The organism is Rhizobium sp. 10N414, from assembly GCF_056394785.1.
Window position 1 is genome coordinate 37482 of the sequence record NZ_JBFTIN010000013.1, and the last position, 18625, is coordinate 56106.

15 protein-coding genes are annotated in these 18625 nt (G+C 60.7%); 11 read left to right on the forward strand and 4 right to left on the reverse strand.

Annotated elements, in window-relative coordinates:
• Nucleotides 1–16 precede the first annotated feature (16 nt).
• Nucleotides 17–1153, forward strand: coding sequence for an efflux RND transporter periplasmic adaptor subunit (locus tag AC1DE4_RS14310; protein ID WP_113472048.1), 1137 nt, complete (start codon nucleotides 17–19; stop codon nucleotides 1151–1153).
• 26 nt (nucleotides 1154–1179) lie between these two features.
• A complete protein-coding gene (locus AC1DE4_RS14315) occupies nucleotides 1180–4329 on the forward strand; it encodes an efflux RND transporter permease subunit (protein WP_169682966.1) in 3150 nt (1049 codons plus the stop codon).
• Nucleotides 4330–4373: 44 nt separating this feature from the next.
• Here the strand turns inward: AC1DE4_RS14315 and AC1DE4_RS14320 are convergent, their stop codons facing one another.
• The 3 genes from AC1DE4_RS14320 to AC1DE4_RS14330 all read right to left on the reverse strand — a co-directional run bounded on the left by AC1DE4_RS14320 (nucleotide 4374) and on the right by AC1DE4_RS14330 (nucleotide 7360).
• Nucleotides 4374–5297 carry an ROK family protein gene (locus AC1DE4_RS14320; RefSeq protein ID WP_169682948.1) on the reverse strand — a complete coding sequence of 308 codons (924 nt, stop codon included), beginning with the start codon at nucleotides 5295–5297 and terminating at the stop codon, nucleotides 4374–4376.
• Between the two features lie 72 nt (nucleotides 5298–5369).
• Nucleotides 5370–6704 (reverse strand): sensor histidine kinase, encoded by a 1335-nt coding sequence (locus tag AC1DE4_RS14325; RefSeq protein WP_192241486.1) that lies wholly within the window; start codon nucleotides 6702–6704, stop codon nucleotides 5370–5372.
• 2 nt (nucleotides 6705–6706) lie between these two features.
• The gene (locus tag AC1DE4_RS14330; RefSeq protein ID WP_025658844.1) at nucleotides 6707–7360 is read right to left on the reverse strand and encodes a response regulator; all 654 of its coding nucleotides are present in this window, start codon (nucleotides 7358–7360) and stop codon (nucleotides 6707–6709) included.
• 222 nt (nucleotides 7361–7582) lie between these two features.
• Between AC1DE4_RS14330 and AC1DE4_RS14335 the strand changes: the two genes are divergently transcribed.
• From AC1DE4_RS14335 to AC1DE4_RS14370, 8 genes are all read left to right on the forward strand, one after another.
• Nucleotides 7583–8536, forward strand: a complete 954-nt coding sequence (locus AC1DE4_RS14335) for a sugar-binding transcriptional regulator (RefSeq protein ID WP_025658845.1) — start codon at nucleotides 7583–7585, stop codon at nucleotides 8534–8536.
• Nucleotides 8537–8681: 145 nt separating this feature from the next.
• A complete protein-coding gene (locus AC1DE4_RS14340; RefSeq protein ID WP_026371702.1) occupies nucleotides 8682–9992 on the forward strand; it encodes an ABC transporter substrate-binding protein in 1311 nt (436 codons plus the stop codon).
• 135 nt (nucleotides 9993–10127) lie between these two features.
• Nucleotides 10128–11000 (forward strand): carbohydrate ABC transporter permease, encoded by an 873-nt coding sequence (locus AC1DE4_RS14345; protein ID WP_025658847.1) that lies wholly within the window; start codon nucleotides 10128–10130, stop codon nucleotides 10998–11000.
• A gap of 1 nt (nucleotide 11001) precedes the next feature.
• Entirely contained in the window at nucleotides 11002–11832 is an 831-nt protein-coding gene (locus AC1DE4_RS14350; protein WP_026371704.1) for a carbohydrate ABC transporter permease, read from the forward strand.
• 18 nt (nucleotides 11833–11850) lie between these two features.
• Entirely contained in the window at nucleotides 11851–12849 is a 999-nt protein-coding gene (locus tag AC1DE4_RS14355; RefSeq protein WP_018856481.1) for an ABC transporter ATP-binding protein, read from the forward strand.
• 106 nt (nucleotides 12850–12955) lie between these two features.
• Complete coding sequence (locus tag AC1DE4_RS14360) at nucleotides 12956–14437, forward strand: mannitol dehydrogenase family protein (RefSeq protein ID WP_192241485.1); 1482 nt, start codon at nucleotides 12956–12958, stop codon at nucleotides 14435–14437.
• Nucleotides 14438–14520: 83 nt separating this feature from the next.
• The gene (locus AC1DE4_RS14365; RefSeq protein ID WP_018856483.1) at nucleotides 14521–15210 is read left to right on the forward strand and encodes an HAD family hydrolase; all 690 of its coding nucleotides are present in this window, start codon (nucleotides 14521–14523) and stop codon (nucleotides 15208–15210) included.
• On the forward strand, nucleotides 15210–16793 hold the full coding sequence (locus AC1DE4_RS14370) for an FGGY-family carbohydrate kinase (RefSeq protein ID WP_192241484.1): 1584 nt from the start codon (nucleotides 15210–15212) through the stop codon (nucleotides 16791–16793). Before AC1DE4_RS14365 ends, AC1DE4_RS14370 begins: the two co-directional genes overlap by 1 nt.
• Before the next feature lie 20 nt (nucleotides 16794–16813).
• Here the strand turns inward: AC1DE4_RS14370 and AC1DE4_RS14375 are convergent, their stop codons facing one another.
• The gene (locus AC1DE4_RS14375; protein WP_025658852.1) at nucleotides 16814–17668 is read right to left on the reverse strand and encodes a MurR/RpiR family transcriptional regulator; all 855 of its coding nucleotides are present in this window, start codon (nucleotides 17666–17668) and stop codon (nucleotides 16814–16816) included.
• 231 nt (nucleotides 17669–17899) lie between these two features.
• Here AC1DE4_RS14375 and AC1DE4_RS14380 point away from each other — a divergent pair, with 231 nt between their 5' ends.
• A complete protein-coding gene (locus AC1DE4_RS14380) occupies nucleotides 17900–18613 on the forward strand; it encodes a sulfate transporter family protein (RefSeq protein WP_192241499.1) in 714 nt (237 codons plus the stop codon).
• The last annotated feature ends 12 nt before the right edge of the window (nucleotides 18614–18625 follow it).

An 18625-nucleotide genomic window follows, 5' to 3' on the forward strand; every position in this document is an offset into this window, starting at 1 on the left:
TTCAGGAGTGCGAAAGATGATTTCGCTGAAGAGAGTTCAGTTGCCGTCCGTAGTCAGTCTCGCGCTCCTCGGCGCCGTCGCACTTGCCGTATCCGGATGCAGCGACGAGAAGAAAGCCGAGACGAAAGAGGTCATCCGGCCGGTAAAGGTCGTGGAGATTGCCGAGGCCGGCGATACCCGCGCGCTGGACTATTCCGGTGCAGTGAAGGCTCGTGTCGAGATGAACCTCGGCTTCCGGGTCGCCGGCAAGATCACCGACCGCCGTGTCAACATCGGCGATCGCGTCAAGCCGGGCGATCTGCTCGCCCAAATCGACCCGACGGACTATCAACTGGCGGTCAAGACCGCCGAGGCGAACCTCGCCGCCGCCGAAAAGGGCGTGGCAACCGCTGATCTCGCCAACAAACGCGCGCAGCAACTGTTCGACAAGAGTGTCACGGCGAAATCGCAGATGGAGCAGGCAGCCCTTAGCTATGATCAGGCCGTCTCGACGCGCGATGCCGCGGCGTCGTCGGTCGACCAGGCTAGGAACCAGGTCGCCTATACCGAGTTGAAGGCCGACCGTAGTGGCATCGTTACCTCGATCAGCGCCGACACAGGCGCGGTCGTCGCGGCTGGCACGCCTGTCGCGACCGTCGCGCTTGATGGCGAGAAGGAAGTGCAGATCGCCGTTCCGGAGAACGACATCGCGCAGTTCAAACCCGGCAAGACCGTCAAGGCCAGCTTCTGGTCGGACAACAAGCTCGTGCTCGATGGCAAGGTGCGTGAGGTTTCCGGCAGTGCCGATGCGCAGTCGCGCACCTTCTCGGTCCGCGTCAGCCTTCCGAACGACGATCGCGTGCTGCTCGGCATGACGGCGACGATCGAGGCCGCCGTTGGCAATGCCGAGACCAACGTCGCCATTCCGCTCAGCGCGCTCGCCGAGAAGGATGGCAAGAAGATCGTCTGGATCGTCGATCGCAATGCATCGACCGTCCATGCCCGCGAAATCAAGGTTACGGACTTCACCGGCGCTGGCGTCCACGTCGCCGACGGCCTGAAAACCGGCGACCTCGTCGTCGCGGCCGGCACGCAGTTCATGGCCGAGAACCTGAAGGTCAAGCTGCCCGAACAGCAGTCGGCGCAGGCCGAAACCGGCGACGTCATCCGTTAAGGCCTGGTCAGGAGAGGATTATGACCATGGACAACTCCAACGCCGAAAAGCGCCCCTTCAACCTGTCACGCTGGGCGATCGGCCATCCGAGCATTGCACGCTTCCTGTTCGGCCTGATCCTGATCACCGGCGTCCTTGGCTTGATGCGCATGGGCCAGAAGGAAGACCCGGACTTCACCTTTCGCGTCATGGTCGTGCAGGCCATCTGGCCGGGCGCCTCCATCCAGGAGATGGAAGACCAGGTCGTCAACAAGATCGAGCGCAAGCTCCAGGAAACGCCGCATATCGATTGGGTGAAATCCTACACGCGGGCCGGCAGCGCCATCATCACCCTGCAGGTGAAGGGCGATACCAACAGCCAGCAGGTCGCTGACGCCTTCTACCAGGTGCGCAAGAAGGTCGGCGACATTTCCAGCGAGTTGCCCGAAGGGCTGCTTGGACCCTATTTCAACGATGAGTTCGGCGATACCTACATCACGCTGCATTCGATCAGCGGCGAAGGTTACAGCTATCCGGAGCTGAAGAAATTCGCCATCCAGGCGCGTGACATGCTTCTGACGACGCCGGGCGTTGAGAAGGCTGTCATCATCGGCGATCAGCCAGAGAAGATCTACATCGACGTATCCTCGAAGGCTCTGGCCGAACGCGGACTGACCGTGCTCGACCTGCAGAACGCGATCAAGGGACAGAACAGCGTCGATCCGGCCGGCTCCGTCGACACCGGCATACGTTCGGTGCGGATTTCCGTCGAAGGCGACGTAACGAAGGCCGAGGACATCCGCGAACTGCGGCTAAAGGCCGGCAATCAGGTCACGCGTCTTGGCGATATAGCTACCGTCTATTCGGGCCTCGAGGATCCCTATCAGCGCAAGTATCGCTTCAACGGGCATGAAAGCGTCCAGGTCGGCGTCGTCATGGCCAAGGGCTTCAAGGTCACCGATGTCGGCAAGGATGTCGAATCGACCTACGAGCGGTTCGCGGGATCACTGCCCTACGGTGTCGCCGTCGACCAGATCTCCAACCAGCCCGACGTCGTCACCGATGCGATCAGCGAGTTCATGCATGCGCTTGGCGAGGCCCTGATCATCGTGCTGATCGTCTCCTTCCTGTCGATCGGCTGGCGCTCGGGTCTCGTTATCGCCATCGCCATCCCGCTCGTGCTGGCAGCGACCTTCGCCATCATGTACGAGTTCGGCATCGATCTGCAGCGCATTTCGCTCGGCGCACTCATCATCGCGCTCGGCCTACTCGTGGACGATGCCATGATCGTCGTCGAGCTGATGGAGCGAAAGCTAGAGGAAGGCCTTGTAAAGATCGAAGCGGCCAGTTTTGCCTACTCCTCGACCGCCTTCCCGATGCTGACCGGCACGCTGATTACCACCGCGGGCTTCATCCCGGTCGGCTTTGCGGCGTCGACCGCCGGCGAATATGTGCGTACGCTGTTCTACGTGGTCGGCATTGCGCTGGTTGTCTCATGGTTCGTGGCGGTCTATTTCACGCCATGGCTCGGCTACATGATCCTGAAGCAGCGCCACCATGCGGGCGAGCATCACGATGCCTTCGACACGCGGTTTTATCATCGCCTGAGAGCGACGGTCAGCTGGGCGGTGCGCCATCGCATTATCGTCATTGCCATGACGCTGGTGACCTTTGCGACCAGCCTTTGGGCGTTCCAGTTCATCCCGCAGAACTTCTTCCCGCAATCTTCGCGCCCGGAAATCCTTGTTGATCTCTGGCTGCCAGAGGGCACCAGCATCAAGGAAGTCGAGACGCAGGCAAAAGCGCTCGAAGCCAAGATCATGGATGACAAGGACAAGAAGTTCGTCGCCACCTACATCGGCGAGGGCGCCCCGCGCTTCTTCCTGCCGCTCGACCAGCAGCTCCGCAATCCGAACTTCGCGCAGCTTCTCGTCATGGCAAACGACGAGCCGGCGCGCGAGCGGTTGATTGTCAAGCTGCGGACCATCCTTGCGGAAGACTTCCCTGATATCAGAGGCAAGGTCGATCGTCTGTTCCTTGGCCCGCCGACGGGCTGGCCGGTGCAGATGCGCATCATGGGACCGGATCGTCAGGAAGTCCGCAAAATCGCCGACGAGGTGAAGGCGAAGTTTGAAGCCAATCCGCAACTCGGTGCGATCCACGACGACTGGCTGGAGCCGGTGCCGGCGATGAAGCTGGTGATCGATCAGGACCGTGCCCGTGCGCTTGGCGTTACGTCGCAGCGTGTTCGCCAGATGCTGCAAACGGCTGTCTCCGGCGCCCCGCTCGATGATTTCCGTGACGGCGAGGAGACGGTGTCGATCGTCGCCCGTGAGCCGGAAACCAATCGCTCGCTGTTGTCGGCCGTCAACTCGGTCTACGTGCCGACGGACTTCGGCGGCTTCGTCCCAGTTTCCCAGGTTGCCAAGGTGGTGCCCGTTCTGGAGCAGGGGATCGAATGGCGGCGCAACCGTCTGCCGACGATCAGCGTTCGTGCAACATTGCCGGATGGCGTCCAGTCGAACGACGTAGTTATGAAGATGTATGCCGACATGCAGCCGCTACGAGACAGCCTGCCGGCCGGTTACAAGATCGAGATCCAGGGTGGCGCGGAAGATTCCGCCGAAAGCCAGGCCTCGATCGCGGCCAAAGCACCGATCATGCTCGTCGTCATCGTCCTCTTGCTGATGGCGCAGCTGCAGCACTTCGGCAAGGCGATGCTGGTGCTGGCGACCGGTCCGCTCGGGATCATCGGTGCGGCTGCGGCCCTGCTGATATCGGGCGCTCCGTTCGGCTTTGTCGCCATCCTCGGCGTCATCGCGCTGCTCGGCATCATCATCCGCAACTCGATTATCCTCGTCGACCAGATCGACCAGGACATCAAGGCGGGGATGAACAGGCAGGAAGCGATCGTCGGTGCTGCCGTGCGGCGGTTCCGCCCGATCATGCTGACGGCGCTGACGGCTGTCCTGGCGCTGATCCCGATCTCGCGCGGCGTTTTCTGGGGTCCGCTCGCCTATGCGATGATGGGCGGCATCCTTGTCGCGACGGTGCTGACAATCCTGGTGCTGCCCGCCGCTTACGCCCTCTTCTTCGGCAAGGAGCCGAAAGCAGCTGCGGCCAAGGACGGTGTCGCAAACGGCAACGCACCTGAAGAGGCGGAGGAAATGCACCCGCCGGCCCTGGCGGCCGAATGACGGGAAAGACGATGGCGCGGTGAGAACCGCGCCATTTTCGTTAGTCAGACCGTGGTTTCCGCGGCTTCCGCTTTCAAGCCGAGCAGTGCGGCGCCGATCAGGCCCGGCTCGACGCGGCATTCGCTGCGGACCACGAGCGGGCGATCGAATTTGCGCAGGATGCGCTGGCGGACAGCCTTGTCCAGCTCCGCAAGCAGCTCTTCGACATTCGAAAGACCGCCGCCGACGGGCACGATGGTGGCACCCGTGATATTCACCGTCAGGGCGAGTGGCGAGGCGACGAGGTCGACGAAGACATCGATGGTGCGAGCCGCCTTGGTCTCAGCCTTCAGCCAATCATCGATGATCTCCTGGCTGGACAGGTCGATTTCATGCAGCGTTTTGTGCAGCCGCTCGAGGCCGCGGGCGCCGCCGACCGTATCGACGCAGCCCGTCTGGCCGCAGCCGCAGGGAAAGGCCGGAATGGCAACCGGCGGATTGCCGGCATGAGATGCCAGCGCCGGGCCATGACCCCATTCGCCAGCAAAGCCGCCCGCGGCATTGATCAGCCGGCCATCTGCGACGACGCCACCGCCGACGCCGGTTCCGAGAATGGCGCCCAGAACGATGCGGTGGCCGCGCCCGGCGCCGAGATCGGCTTCCGCCATAGCGAAACAATCCGCGTCATTTGCAATCAGGACGGGCAGGCCAAGTTCGGCCTCGAGATCAGCGGCGAGGTTGCGGCCGTGGATACAGGGAATATTGGCGCAGGTCAGCCGCTGCGTATCCGGATCGACGACGCCGGCGATCGAGAAGGCCAGGCGTGTCGGTTGCTCGCCGGTTTCCGCGATGATGGCACGCAGCGTGTCGACGAATGCGGCAAAATCGTCCTTGGGGGTGGGACGCCGGCCGAGCGGCGTGATGTCGGCTTCGGAGTGCGCCACTCCGCCCTTGATGGCGGAGCCGCCGATGTCGAAAGAGATGATCATTAGGGTTCTGCTGGTTGGATGGCCTCTGCGTCTGCTCGCACCCTTCCGCGGGTTTTGCAAGCCAAATCCGGGTCAGGCAGGCAGGGTCATCTTGGCTTCGAAGCCGGCTTTCTCGCCAGCTGGCGGGGAGCGCAATTCCAATGTACCGCCCATCTGGGAGACGATACGGTCGGCGATGGCGAGCCCGAGCCCCGAACCGGATGCTGTCGTCTTGCCGCGGCGGAAGCGCTTCTTCAGGCCCGCCATCTCGGCCTCGCGGATCGGTGGCCCGCCGTTGACGACACGGATGATGCCGCCACTTTCGAGACTGACATTGACCGGCAGGTCGGGATCGCCATGGATCAGGGCATTCTCGATCAGGTTTCGCGTGACGATGCCGAAGGCATCCATGTCGGCGTTGCGGACGAGCTTTGCATCGGGCGCAGCAGAATACTTGAGCCTGCCGTTCGTACGGCTGTCGCGCTGGAAGTCGGTGACGACCATGTCGAGGACAGGACGCAGGTCGATCGGGCTCGCGCTCCCGCCGATACCCGCCTCGGCGCGTGACAGTTGCAGAAGCTTTTCCGCCAACCGGCTGAGATTGACCAATGAGGCTTCGACCTGCTGTACGCGATCCTGCGTTGGGCCGGGCGGCAATTCTTCCGCAAGCCGTTGGGTCTGTGCCAGCGCACCGGCAATCGGCGTTCTCAGCTCATGCGCACTGTTGGCGGTGAATTCGCGCTCCGCTTCGAGGGCCGCTCGCAGGCGCCCGAGGAGGAGGTTGACCGATCGAGCGATTGGCCTAAGCTCGACCGGCAGGTTCTGGCCATCGACCTCAACCATGTTGCCGCTGTCCTTCGTCCCGATGTCTCGCCGGAGCGCCTCAATCGGCCGCAGCGCCCGCCCGACGACGAACCAGATCGCAAAGATGCTGGCGGGAATCAGTGCTGCCAGGGGGATAAGCAGCGTCACGGCGCTTTCGCGCGCGGCTTCGTTCCGGTTCTTGAACCGGTCGGCCACCTGCAGGAACAGCGAGCCGTCGGCCGCCATTTCGGTGTAGATCCGGGCCGTTGGTGTATCGTGAAAGCCGGTGCTCAGCGGCGCGTCGAACGGCTCGGCTGGAGCGTCATTCGAATGCAACACGACCTTGCCGCTGGCGTTGCGCACTTGATAGGTCAAATACTCGCGTCTGGCGGCAGCGTCGAACATCGCCATGTTGCGTGGATCGCGATCTGTGCCCTGGTTCAGCTCGGCTAGGATAAGCGCCAGCAGGCGCTCGGTCGTCTCCTGCTGGGCAGCGTCGAAAATTTCATCGAATTCATGCTGCATCACGCGGAAACTCAGGCCGATCGCTGCAAGCCAGGAGACAACCAATACGGTCGTCAGGGCAAGGATCAACGGGCCGGTGATGCTGCGTTCACGTTTCATTTTCATCCGAGTGTGTAGCCGATGCCGCGTGCCGTGCGGATACGGTCCTTGCCGATTTTCTTGCGCAGGCGGCTCACATATACCTCGACCGTATTGCTTTCGATTTCGGAGCCGAATGCATAGAGCGCTTCCTCGATCCGGTCCTTTGGAACGATCGCGCCCGGGCGCGCCGTCAGGAGGTCGAGCACCGCCCACTCGCGGCTCGTCAGGATGATCGGCTCGCCGGCCACGGAGAGCTGATGCAGTGGCCGGTTGATCTCGATATCGGAAATGCGGATCACCGGATGCGGATTGGCGTCGTAGCGGCGCGCGACGGCCATGATGCGCGCTTCCAGCTCGTCCAGATTGAAGGGCTTCACGAGATAGTCATCGGCGCCGGCGTTCAGTCCGTCGATACGATCCGAGATCTGATCGCGCGCGGTTAATATGATGACGGGCGTTTTCAGGCCCCTTTCGCGAAGACGGCGCAGAAACTCGACGCCGCTGCCATCCGGGAGCTGAAGATCGAGAAGGATCAGCCCGTAATCGACAGGTCGAGCGGCGGCGTCGGCATCGGCGAGATTTTGCACCCAGTCAACGGCATGATTGGCAGCGGCGACGTGATCCCGCACTGCTCCACCAATCATCCTGTCATCTTCAACCAGCAGAATTCGCACAGTTTTTTCCTCGGTGCCAGTTAGCTCGCAGTTCAACCTTCGGTCAAGCAAGGCTTGATCGACAAAGATGACAAGCAGATGGCACCCGGCTCCAGCTCCAAGCCAAAATAGGCTGTGCAATTTCTCAATGCACTCGACATTTGCCCGAATTCTGGTTTGATTTGGCGCGATGTACATCTTCCCGTCGGCGGTGGCCGCCCCTTTCAGCATGGTAGAGACTTGATGGTACGAAAATCCGAGACTTCGGGACGGCTGGATGATGCGGCGCGTGCGGGATGGCTCTACTACGTGGCGGGGCGAACGCAGGATGAGATTGCTTCCTCCATGGGGATTTCCCGGCAGTCGGCCCAACGGCTGGTGTCGCTCGCGGTCGCCGAACGGCTGATCAAGGTGCGGCTTGACCATCCGATCGCTGCCTGCCTCGAACTCGCCAATGCGGTGCGCAAGAAGTTCAACCTGAAGCATGTCGAGGTCGTCCCGAGCGATCCCGGTTCCAGTTCGGCGACGGTCGGCATCGCGGAGGCCGCCGCAGCGGAGATCGAGCGCTGGCTGAAGCGGCCGGATCCGATCGTGCTGGCGGTCGGCACAGGGAGAACGTTGAAGGCGGCGGTCGATCAACTGCCCGCCATCGAATGTCCCAACCATCGCATCGTATCGCTGACCGGCAACATCGCGCCCGATGGTTCGGCGGCCTACTACAACGTCATCTTCAGCATGGCCGACGCGGTGAAGGCGCGGCATTTCCCGATGCCGCTGCCGGTTCTCGTGACGTCGGCGGCGGAACGGGAAACCCTGCATGGCCAGCAGCTCGTTCGCTCGACACTCGAGATCAGCGCGCAGGCGGACGTGACGTTCGTCGGCATCGGCGAGCTCGGCATCGACGGCCCGCTTTGCGTCGACGGATTTCTCGAGAAAGACGAGATGATGGAGCTGATGCGCAACGGTGCCGTCGGCGAGATCTGCGGCTGGGTGTTCGACAGCGAGGGCAAGCTTCTCGACAACCCGATCAACGAGCGGGTAGCCTCGGCCTCGATTCCCTCACGCGAGTCGTCGACGGTCATCGGAATCGGCAAGGGAAAGCGCAAGTTCAAGGCGATCAAGGCTGCTGTAATAGGCCATCAGATCAACGCGCTGATCACCGATGAGGATACTGCCGAGTATTTGCTCAAGGCATGAGCAAATATTTATTTCTTTAAAATCAGCTAGATAACACCATTGTTCGCTGATGCAGCAACGAATGGTGATTGACATTCTTTGCCTGCGGGTGAGTAATTGCTCATGAGCAAAGCGAATGCTCGCACTCATCTTCTGGGAGGAAGATATGACATTGAGAACTCTCCTGCTGGGCGCCTGCTCAGCACTGGCGTTTGCCGGCATGGCTTCGGCCGAAACGTTGACCATCGCGACCGTGAACAACGGCGACATGATCCGGATGCAGAAGCTGACGGATGACTTCAAAGCAAAGAACCCCGGTATTGAACTCGAGTGGGTAACGCTCGAAGAAAACGTCCTGCGCCAAAAGGTTACGACCGACATCGCAACCAAGGGCGGTCAGTACGACGTTCTGACGATCGGTACCTATGAAGTTCCGATCTGGGCAAAGCAGGGTTGGCTGCTGCCACTCGACAATCTCGGCGCCAACTACGATACCGACGACCTGCTGCCGGCAATCCGCAGCGGCCTGACCACCGACGGCAAGCTCTACGCAGCGCCGTTCTACGGCGAAAGCTCGATGGTCATGTACCGCAAGGACCTGTTCGACGCCGCCGGCCTGAAGATGCCTGACGCGCCGACCTGGGATTTCATCGCGGATGCCGCGAAGAAGATCACCAACAAGGACAAGGAAATCTACGGCATCTGCCTGCGCGGCAAGGCTGGCTGGGGCGAAAACATGGCCTTCCTGACGGCTATGTCGAACTCCTTCGGCGCCCGCTGGTTCGACGAGCAGTGGAAGCCGCAGTTCGATCAGCCGGAGTGGAAGGACACGCTGAACTTCTACGTCAACCTGATGAAGGACGCCGGACCTCCCGGTGCTTCGTCGAACGGCTTCAACGAAAACCTGGCGCTGTTCCAGACCGGCAAGTGCGGCATGTGGATCGACGCGACCGTTGCTGCGTCCTTCGTCAGCAACCCGAAGGAATCGACCGTGGCTGACAAGGTCGGCTTCGCTCTGGCTCCGGACAAGGGCCTTGGCAAGCGCGGCAACTGGCTCTGGGCCTGGAACCTCGCCATCCCGGCAGGCTCGCAGAAGGTCGAAGCGGCCGAGAAGTTCGTCGCCTGGGCAACCAGCAAGGATTACACCAACCTGGTCGCCGAGAAGGAAGGCTGGCTGAATGCACCTCCCGGTACCCGCTCCTCGCTCTATGCGAACGCGGATTACCAGAAGGCGGCGCCTTTCGCGAAGATGACGCTCGACAGCATCAACGCGGCTGACCCGACAAAGCCGACCGTCAAGCCGGTCCCTTATGTCGGCGTCCAGTTTGTCGCCATTCCTGAATTCCAGGGCATCGGCACGGCCGTCGGACAGCAGTTCTCCGCAGCTCTTGCAGGACAGGTTTCTGTCGACCAGGCACTGCAGAGTGCGCAGCAGCTGACGACCCGCGAAATGACCAAGGCTGGTTATATCAAATAGGTAAAACCTCCTGAGAAGGCGGGGGAGTTGAGACCCCGCCCATCTGGGTCGCCGAATGCCCAAATTGCGTCGGCGCCCCTTTTTTCTTAGCTGCCCTGCAGCCGTCTGCCCTTTTGAAGAGGATCGGTCATCGCCATGGCAACGTTACACACCCGCTCCGCAGCGCGAATGATGATCGCACCGTCCGTTGTGCTTCTCTTCCTGTGGATGATCGTCCCGCTCGTGATGACGATCTATTTCTCATTGCTGAATTACAATCTGCTCAGCCCGGGCATGGAAACCTTCGTCGGTTTCCTGAACTACAAATATTTTCTGACCGACCCGGCCTTTATCGCCGCCTTGATCAACACGTTGCTGCTGGTGCTCGGCGTGCTCCTGATCACTGTCGTGGGCGGCATCGCGTTTGCGCTGCTCCTGAACCAGGATATCTACGGGCAGGGGATCGTTCGCATCCTGGTGATCGCACCCTTCTTCGTGATGCCGACGGTTGCGGCTCTGGTGTGGAAGAACATGTTCATGAACCCGGTCAACGGGCTCTTCGCACATCTCGCCAAGGCGCTTGGATTGCAACCCTTTGACTGGCTTGCCAACGCGCCGCTCTTCTCGATCATTCTGATCGTCGCGTGGCAGTGGCTGCCTTTCGCGACGCTGATCATGCTCACCGCCCTTCAGTCACTGGACGAAGAACAGCAGGAAGCTGCCGAAATGGACGGCGCCGGCGCGATCTCGAAATTCTTCTACATCATCCTGCCGCACATGGCCCGCGCCATCACGGTTGTGATTCTGATCCAGACGATCTTCCTGCTCTCCGTCTTTGCCGAAATCCTGGTGACGACGAACGGCGGGCCTGGCACGCAAAGCACCAACCTTACCTTCCTCGTCTATTCGCAGGCATTGCTGCAATTCGATATCGGCGGCGCCTCGGCGGGTGGTATCGTCGCGGTTATCCTTGCCAATATCGTTGCTATCTTCCTCGTGCGCCTTGTTGGCAAGAATCTGGAGGCTTAAGATGGCTAGAAAGGTCTCAACTCGACGCAAAATGGTCATGACGGCGGTCGCCTGGGCGCTCGGCATCCTGATCTTCTTCCCGATCCTCTGGACGTTCCTGACGAGCTTCAAGACGGAAGCGGATGCCATCGCCTCGCCGCCGCAGTTCCTGTTCTTCCACTGGACGACCGAGAGCTACGCGGAAGTGCAGAGCCGCTCGAACTACCTCAGTCACTTCATGAACTCGGTGATCATTTCCTTCGGTTCGACGCTGATCGGACTGATCATCGCGATCCCGGCCGCCTGGGCGATGGCGTTTTCGCCGACCAAGCGGACGAAGGACGTCTTGATGTGGATGCTGTCGACGAAGATGATGCCGCCGGTCGGGGCGCTCATCCCGATCTACCTGATGTTCAGAAATTTTGGCTTGCTCGACAGCCGCAGCGGTCTGGTGATCATTCTCACTTTGATCAACCTGCCGATCATAGTGTGGATGCTCTACACCTACTTCAAGGAAATCCCCGGCGAGATACTTGAGGCGGCCCGCATGGATGGTGCTTCGCTCTTCAAGGAGATCATCTACGTGCTTACGCCGATGGCGGTGCCGGGCATTGCATCGACGCTGCTTCTCAACATCATCCTTGCCTGGAACGAAGCCTTCTGGACTCTGAACCTCACTGCCTCGAAAGCAGCGCCACTGACGGCGTTCATCGCTTCCTATTCCAGCCCCGAAGGCCTGTTTTATGCCAAGCTTTCGGCAGCATCGACCATGGCGATCGCCCCGATCCTGATCCTCGGCTGGTTCTCGCAGAAACAACTCGTCCGCGGCCTGACCTTCGGCGCGGTGAAATAAGACACTACGGAGAGAAACATGGGCAGCATTACCCTTCAAAAAGTCTCGAAGGTCTTCGGCGAAGCCAAGGTCATCCCGTCGATCGACCTCGACATCAAGGACGGCGAGTTCGTCGTCTTCGTCGGGCCTTCGGGCTGTGGCAAGTCCACTCTGCTCAGGCTGATTGCGGGCCTCGAGGACGTGTCGGATGGCAAGATCGTGATCGACGGAAAGGATGCAACCGAGAAAGCCCCGTCAGAGCGCGGCCTTGCGATGGTGTTTCAGTCCTATGCGCTCTATCCGCACATGAGCGTGCGCAACAACATCGCCTTTCCGCTGAAGATGGCCAACGTCGACAAGGCCGAGATTGACAGAAAGGTCGCAGACGCCGCACGCGTCCTCAACCTCACCGACTATCTTGAGCGCAAGCCGCGCCAGCTCTCGGGCGGCCAGCGCCAGCGCGTCGCCATCGGCCGCGCGATTGTACGCCAGCCATCGGCGTTTCTGTTCGACGAACCGCTTTCGAACCTGGATGCCGCCCTTCGCGTCAACATGCGCCTGGAGATCAGCGAACTTCATCAGCAGCTGAAGACCACGATGATCTACGTCACCCACGACCAGGTGGAAGCCATGACCATGGCCGACAAGATCGTCGTGCTGAACCGTGGAAATATCGAACAGGTCGGCTCACCGCTTGAACTCTACCACAAGCCGCGAAACCTCTTCGTCGCGGGCTTTATCGGCTCGCCGAAGATGAACTTCGTCAAAAGCCAGTATGCCGCGCAATTCGGAGCGCACACGATCGGCGTGCGGCCGGAACATGTGCTGTTGTCGACCGAAAGCGGCGACTGGAAGGGCAAGGTCATGGTCGCCGAACATCTCGGCGCGGACACCTTCCTGCACGTGGATGTCGAGGGTATTGGTCATGTCACCGCGCGTGGCGGCGGCGATTTCCCGGCAAAGGCCGGCGATGTCGTCTATCTGACTCCCGACAAGACGCGGATCCACAAATTCAACGAGGGTGGTCTCACCATCTGAGAGCATTGCTGCCGGGTTGGGGACGAGAGCGCACGCCGGACAAAGCGCCCGGCGTACCGATGCCGGGATCTTAGCCGATCCCGAAGACCTTCAAGAGGACTGAAACATGACGTGCAAACTATCGTTGGCAACGCTTTCCGAGGTGGCAAAAACGGCCGCCGTACCGACCTACGAGCGGGCGTCGTTGAAGGCGGGCATCGTGCACTTCGGCGTGGGCAATTTCCACCGCGCCCACCAGGCGATCTATCTGGACGACCTGTTCAATCTGGGTCAGGATCATGACTGGGCGATCATCGGCGCGGGTATTCTCCCTTCCGACGCCGCAATGCGCGAGAAGCTCGCCGCCCAGGATTTCCTGACGACGGTCGTCGAGCAGGACAACAACAAGACTGCTGCGCGCGTTACGGCGCCGATGATCGACATCCTGCCGGTCGGTGACGCCAAGGCGATTATCGCCAAGCTTGCGGATCCAGCGATCCGCATCGTTTCGATGACGATTACCGAGGGCGGCTACTTCATCGACGCCTCGGGCAAATTCAATCCCGGTCATCCGGCGATCGCTGCGGACGGCCAGAATCCTGCCGAGCCGAAGACCGTCTTTGGCCTTGTCGTCGCCGGTCTCAAGGCGCGTAAGGAGAAGGGCATCGTGCCTTTCACCGTCATGTCCTGCGACAACATTCCCCACAACGGCGTCGTCACGTCGAATGCCGTCGTTGGCACGGCGCGTCTCTCCGATCCTGCCTTTGCCGACTGGATCAAGGCGAACGTCGCCTTCCCGAATGCCATGGTGGACCGCATCACGCCGGCAACGGGTCAGCGCGAAATCGACTTGTTGAAGGACGCCTTCGGCATCGAGGACAACTGGCCCGTCTATTGCGAAGAGTTCAAGCAGTGGGTGCTGGAAGACAAGTTTACGGCGGGGCGGCCGGCGCTTGAGAAGGTCGGCGTCACCTTCGTGCCCGATGTAACGCCCTACGAGCACATGAAGATCCGCATTCTGAACGGGGGACATGCGGCGATCGCCTATCCGGCAGCGCTGATGGATATCCATTTCGTGCACGACTCGATGGAGGATCCGTTGATCCGTGCCTTCCTCGCCAAACTTGAGAAGGATGAGATCATCCCGATCGTTCCGCCGGTCCCGGATACCTCGCTGACGGACTATTTCGCGCTGATCGAGCATCGGCTTCTCAATCCGAAGATTGCCGACACCATCCCGCGCCTGGCACAGGACGGATCGAACCGACAGCCGAAATTCATCCTGCCCTCTACGCTCGACAATCTGAACCAGGGGCGGGACGTGGTCGGGCTCGCGCTGGTTTCTGCTCTGTGGTGCCGCTATTTTGCCGGCAAGACGGACAGCGGCAAGGACATCGTCTTCAACGACGCCAGCGCCGATCGGCTGCATGCGGCCGCACTGAAGGCCAAGGACGATCCGATGGCGTTCCTCGTTTTCGACGACACCTTTGGCGAGGTGTCAAAATCCGAGCTGTTCCGAAAGCGCTTTGCCCACGCATTGAAAACCCTGTGGGAAAAGGGCACGCGTGAAACCCTGCAGCTTTATCTTGATAACAAGCTTGCTGTGTAAGGATCACTGGCGGCATTCCTGCCGCCGGCTTCCGCCTTATCCGGCGGATGCATCTTCCTGCACCAACTGCGATTGGGTCTGCCATGGCTGAGGCTGAAACACGGCTCGTCATCTTTGATTGCGACGGCGTGCTCGTCGATAGCGAACCGATATCGGTGAGCGTTCTCGTGAAGGCGATGAACGATCTCGATGTCCCGATTACCGAGGAAGAGGTCTATGGCCGTTTCCTCGGGCGAAGTCTCGCGACTGTCATCGAGACGATGAAGACCGAATACAACGTCCACCCGGGTCAGGAATTTCTTGAGCAAATCCGCACCGATCTCTACGCCCGGTTTCGCAGGGAGCTGAAGCCGATGGCCGGGATCGCCGAGACGATCGACACCCTCGGCATTCCCTGTTGCGTCGCCTCTTCCAGCCAAGTCGAGCGTATCCGCCTGTCGCTGACGGTCACCGGCCTGATCGACCGGCTGCCTGATATCTTCAGCGCAACCATGGTCAAGCATGGCAAGCCCGCGCCCGATCTCTTCCTGCATGCGGCGCACGAAATGAACGTAGAGCCCGCCAATTGCGTGGTCGTGGAGGACAGCCCCGCCGGGATCGAGGCGGCGAAGGCAGCGGGCATGAGGGTGTTTGCCTTCACGGGCGGATCACACGCCAATTTTTCCGGCTATCGCGCTGAACTTGACCGACTTTCTCCCGAAGCCGTGTTTGACGCCATGCCGGATTTAATACACCTTGTCCGCAAACATAAGCAGGACGGGATGCACCTTTAATGCCTCAGCATGTGGTTGCGGTTGATATCGGCACGGGCAGTGCGCGCGCCGGCGTCTTCGACGCTCGCGGCGCATTGCTGGGCAAGGCCGAACACCCGATCATCATGAACAGGCCGCGTGAAAACCACGCCGAGCATGACTCCGAAGACATCTGGTCGGCGGTCTGCATTGCCGTTCGCAAGGCGATGGAGCAATCAGGCGCGGCGCCAGCATCGGTGGGCGCGATCGGTTTCGATGCTACCTGTTCGCTCGTCGTGCGCGATGTCGACGGCAACCAGATCAGTGTTTCCACCGGCGGAGAGCGCCGTTTCGATACGATCGTCTGGCTCGATCACCGGGCGCTGAAGGAAGCCGATTTCTGCACGGCGACGGAACATCCCGTGCTGGAGCACTCCGGGCACTTCATGTCGCCGGAAATGGAAATGCCGAAGCTGATGTGGCTGAAGAAGAAGCTGCCCGGCACCTGGATGAACACCGGCTATCTGTTCGACCTCGCCGATTTCATGACCTGGAAAGCAACTGGCGCGCTCGCCCGCTCGCGCTGCACGCTGACGGCCAAGTGGAATTATCTCGCACATCTCGACAAAGGGTGGCGGAAGGATTTTCTCGAGCGGATTGGGCTCGATGACCTACTGGATCGCGGACGGCTGCCGGAGGAAACGGTGCCGGTCGGCAAGAGTGTCGGGACGCTGACGCAAGAGGTCGCCTCGGCGCTCGGGCTGACGACGGCGTGCCATGTTTCCTCAGGCATGATCGACGCCTATGCCGGGGCGCTGGGTGCGCTTGGCGGCGAGGCGCAGGATGCTCGCAGGCTGGAACGCCAATTGGCGCTGATCGCCGGCACCTCGAGCTGCATCGTTTCGTTCTCGCGCGAGCGCAAACCGAGCCACGGCATGTGGGGGCCGTATTACGAAGCCGTCTTTCCTGAATCCTGGCTTGTCGAGGCGGGGCAATCGGCAACGGGCGCGCTGCTCGATCATATCGTGCGGATGCACGCAGCCGGTGGCGAGCCAACGGCTACGCTGCATCAGAAGATCGTCGAGCGTATTGCGCAGCTTCGCGCCGAGGAGGGCGACGAGTTCGGTGCCCGCATCTTTATACTGCCGGATTTTCACGGCAACCGCTCGCCACTCGCCGATCCGCATGCCGTCGGCAGCATCAGCGGCCTGACGCTCGACACGTCGTTCGACGGACTCTGCGCGCTCTATTGGCGCGCAGCAGTCGCGATCGCGCTCGGGATCCGTCACATCCTCGAGCGGATGAAGGAATATGGCTATGTGCCTGACACCCTGCATGTCGCAGGCGGCCATGTGAAAAATCCGGTGCTGATGGAGCTCTATTCCGATGCAACCGGCTGCAGGGTCGTTGTGCCGAAGATGAACGAGGCGGTGCTCCTCGGTACGGCGATGGCCGCTTCCGTGGCGTGCGGTCTCTATCGAGATCTCGCAGAAGCAGGGGCGGCCATGTACTCCGGTGGCGAAGAGCGATTGCCGGATACAGCCAAGCAGGCATTTTATGACCGGGATTATCGCCGGCTGCTTGCCATGTATCGCCACCGCGCGGAACTGGAAGCGATGGAGTAGGCGCCTAATCCTGGAAGACTCTACCGGTTTCCGCCGTCTCCAAGCATGCTGCCGAATTCAGCCATGCGACGGGTGCGGGCGCCTGCTTCTTCGCCGGCCGCAGTGACAACGTCTTCCGACAGACAGTCGAGGAGGACCATCAGCGGCGGCAGGTTGTCTTCGTCATCGGATCGGGCAGGCGGAAGGGCGAGTACGATATTGGCCTGATCCGGAATCCAGTTGGTGCCTTGTGCTGTAATCAAGATAACCTTGTATCCATAGCGCCGTGCCGTCCGGGCCAGCAGCCGGGCTTTGCCAAAGCGCCGGCTGTCGATCACGATCAGCAAGGCGTCATTGCCATCGAGCCGTGCGAAGAGTTCGGCGAAGCGGCTGCCCGTTCCATCAAGCGCGTGGACGCCGTCGCGCGCATGGGTCAATCGCTGAGCAAAGTGGGACGCGAAGCCGGAAAGATGAGCATGCGAGGCGACAAGAACCTCATGAGCGGATGATATCATCGACACGGCTTCATTCCAGAGGGGCTGGCCCGTCAAATGGTAGATATGGTGCAGCGCCTGGATCTGCTCGGAGACCAGTACCGCGAGCGGCTTGCCGGCGGAAGCGTCGGCCTGCAGCTGGGTGAGCGATGCCTGCATCTGCATTGGCGAAATGGTGGTTGTTTCGCGGATATGGACCTTGACGCTGTCGAGCCCCTGATAGCCGAGCGCGCGTAGAAAGCGGCCCACCGTCATGGGGCTCAGATCCAGCCGATCGGCAACCGACGCGGCTGTTTCGAACGGCAGGTCGTTCAGATGCTCGGAGAAATATTTCGCGATTCGTCGTTCGGCCGGCGTGCCGGACTTGGCATACTGGCGGAGCTTCTGAACAAAATCTTCCACGTTGGCCCGTCCCGATCTTCCCGAAAGCATTTCTCGGATACGCATGGCCAACGCTTGTCGTTTGCAACTATTCCGGAAGCTGCGTTTCAGGATCAAGCAATCATAGTTGATAAATTACTATATAGTAACATAGATTTTCCGACAAGTTTTGGGCTAGTCATCCGAGTTTGTTTCAGCCTTGCCGTTCAAAGTTCGGATTCCTACATGGTTGTTGCAACCGGAGACCTCGGAATGATCTTTCAGGCGGCCCGCCTATCTCTCATCAATCTTTTCGCGCCAGAGACGCGGTCAGTGTTCTGGAAGGTCCTGGGATTGACCCTCCTGTTGCTCGTCGGGCTTTGGCTGGCGCTGCGCAGTGCGTTCATATCGTACGTCTTCCCGTGGATTGCCAGTTTCTTTCCCGCCATGCCGGACTGGGCAGGGTGGCTCGGCTTCGTGTTTGCGATCGCAGCCAGCCTCGGCCTTGCACTTGGCCTGGCGCTTTTGCTGTCACCGGTGACGGCATTGGTTGCCGGCCTGTTTCTCGACGATGTGGCCGAGGTGATTGAAAGACGGGATTATCCCTCGGATCAGTCTGGAACGGCGATGCCGCTCGGTCCGGCGCTCACAAGCTCGATCAAGCTTCTTGGCGTGGTTATCCTCGGCAACATCGTGGCGCTTTTTCTGCTGTTCGTGCCGGGCGTCAACATAATCGCGTTCTTCCTCGTCAACGGCTACCTGCTCGGCCGCGAATTCTTCGAGTTTGCTGCAATGCGGTTTCGTTCGCCGCAGGAGGCACGATCGTTTCGGGCCAAACATGCGGCGACGGTGTTCCTTGCGGGGCTTGTTATTGCGGGCTTCCTTGCCATCCCGATCGTCAATCTGCTGACGCCGCTTTTCGCCGCTGGATTGATGGTGCACCTGCACAAGCTGGTTTCGCGCGGGGACGCGGGCTTTCGCGGGTAGGGCCAAATCGGT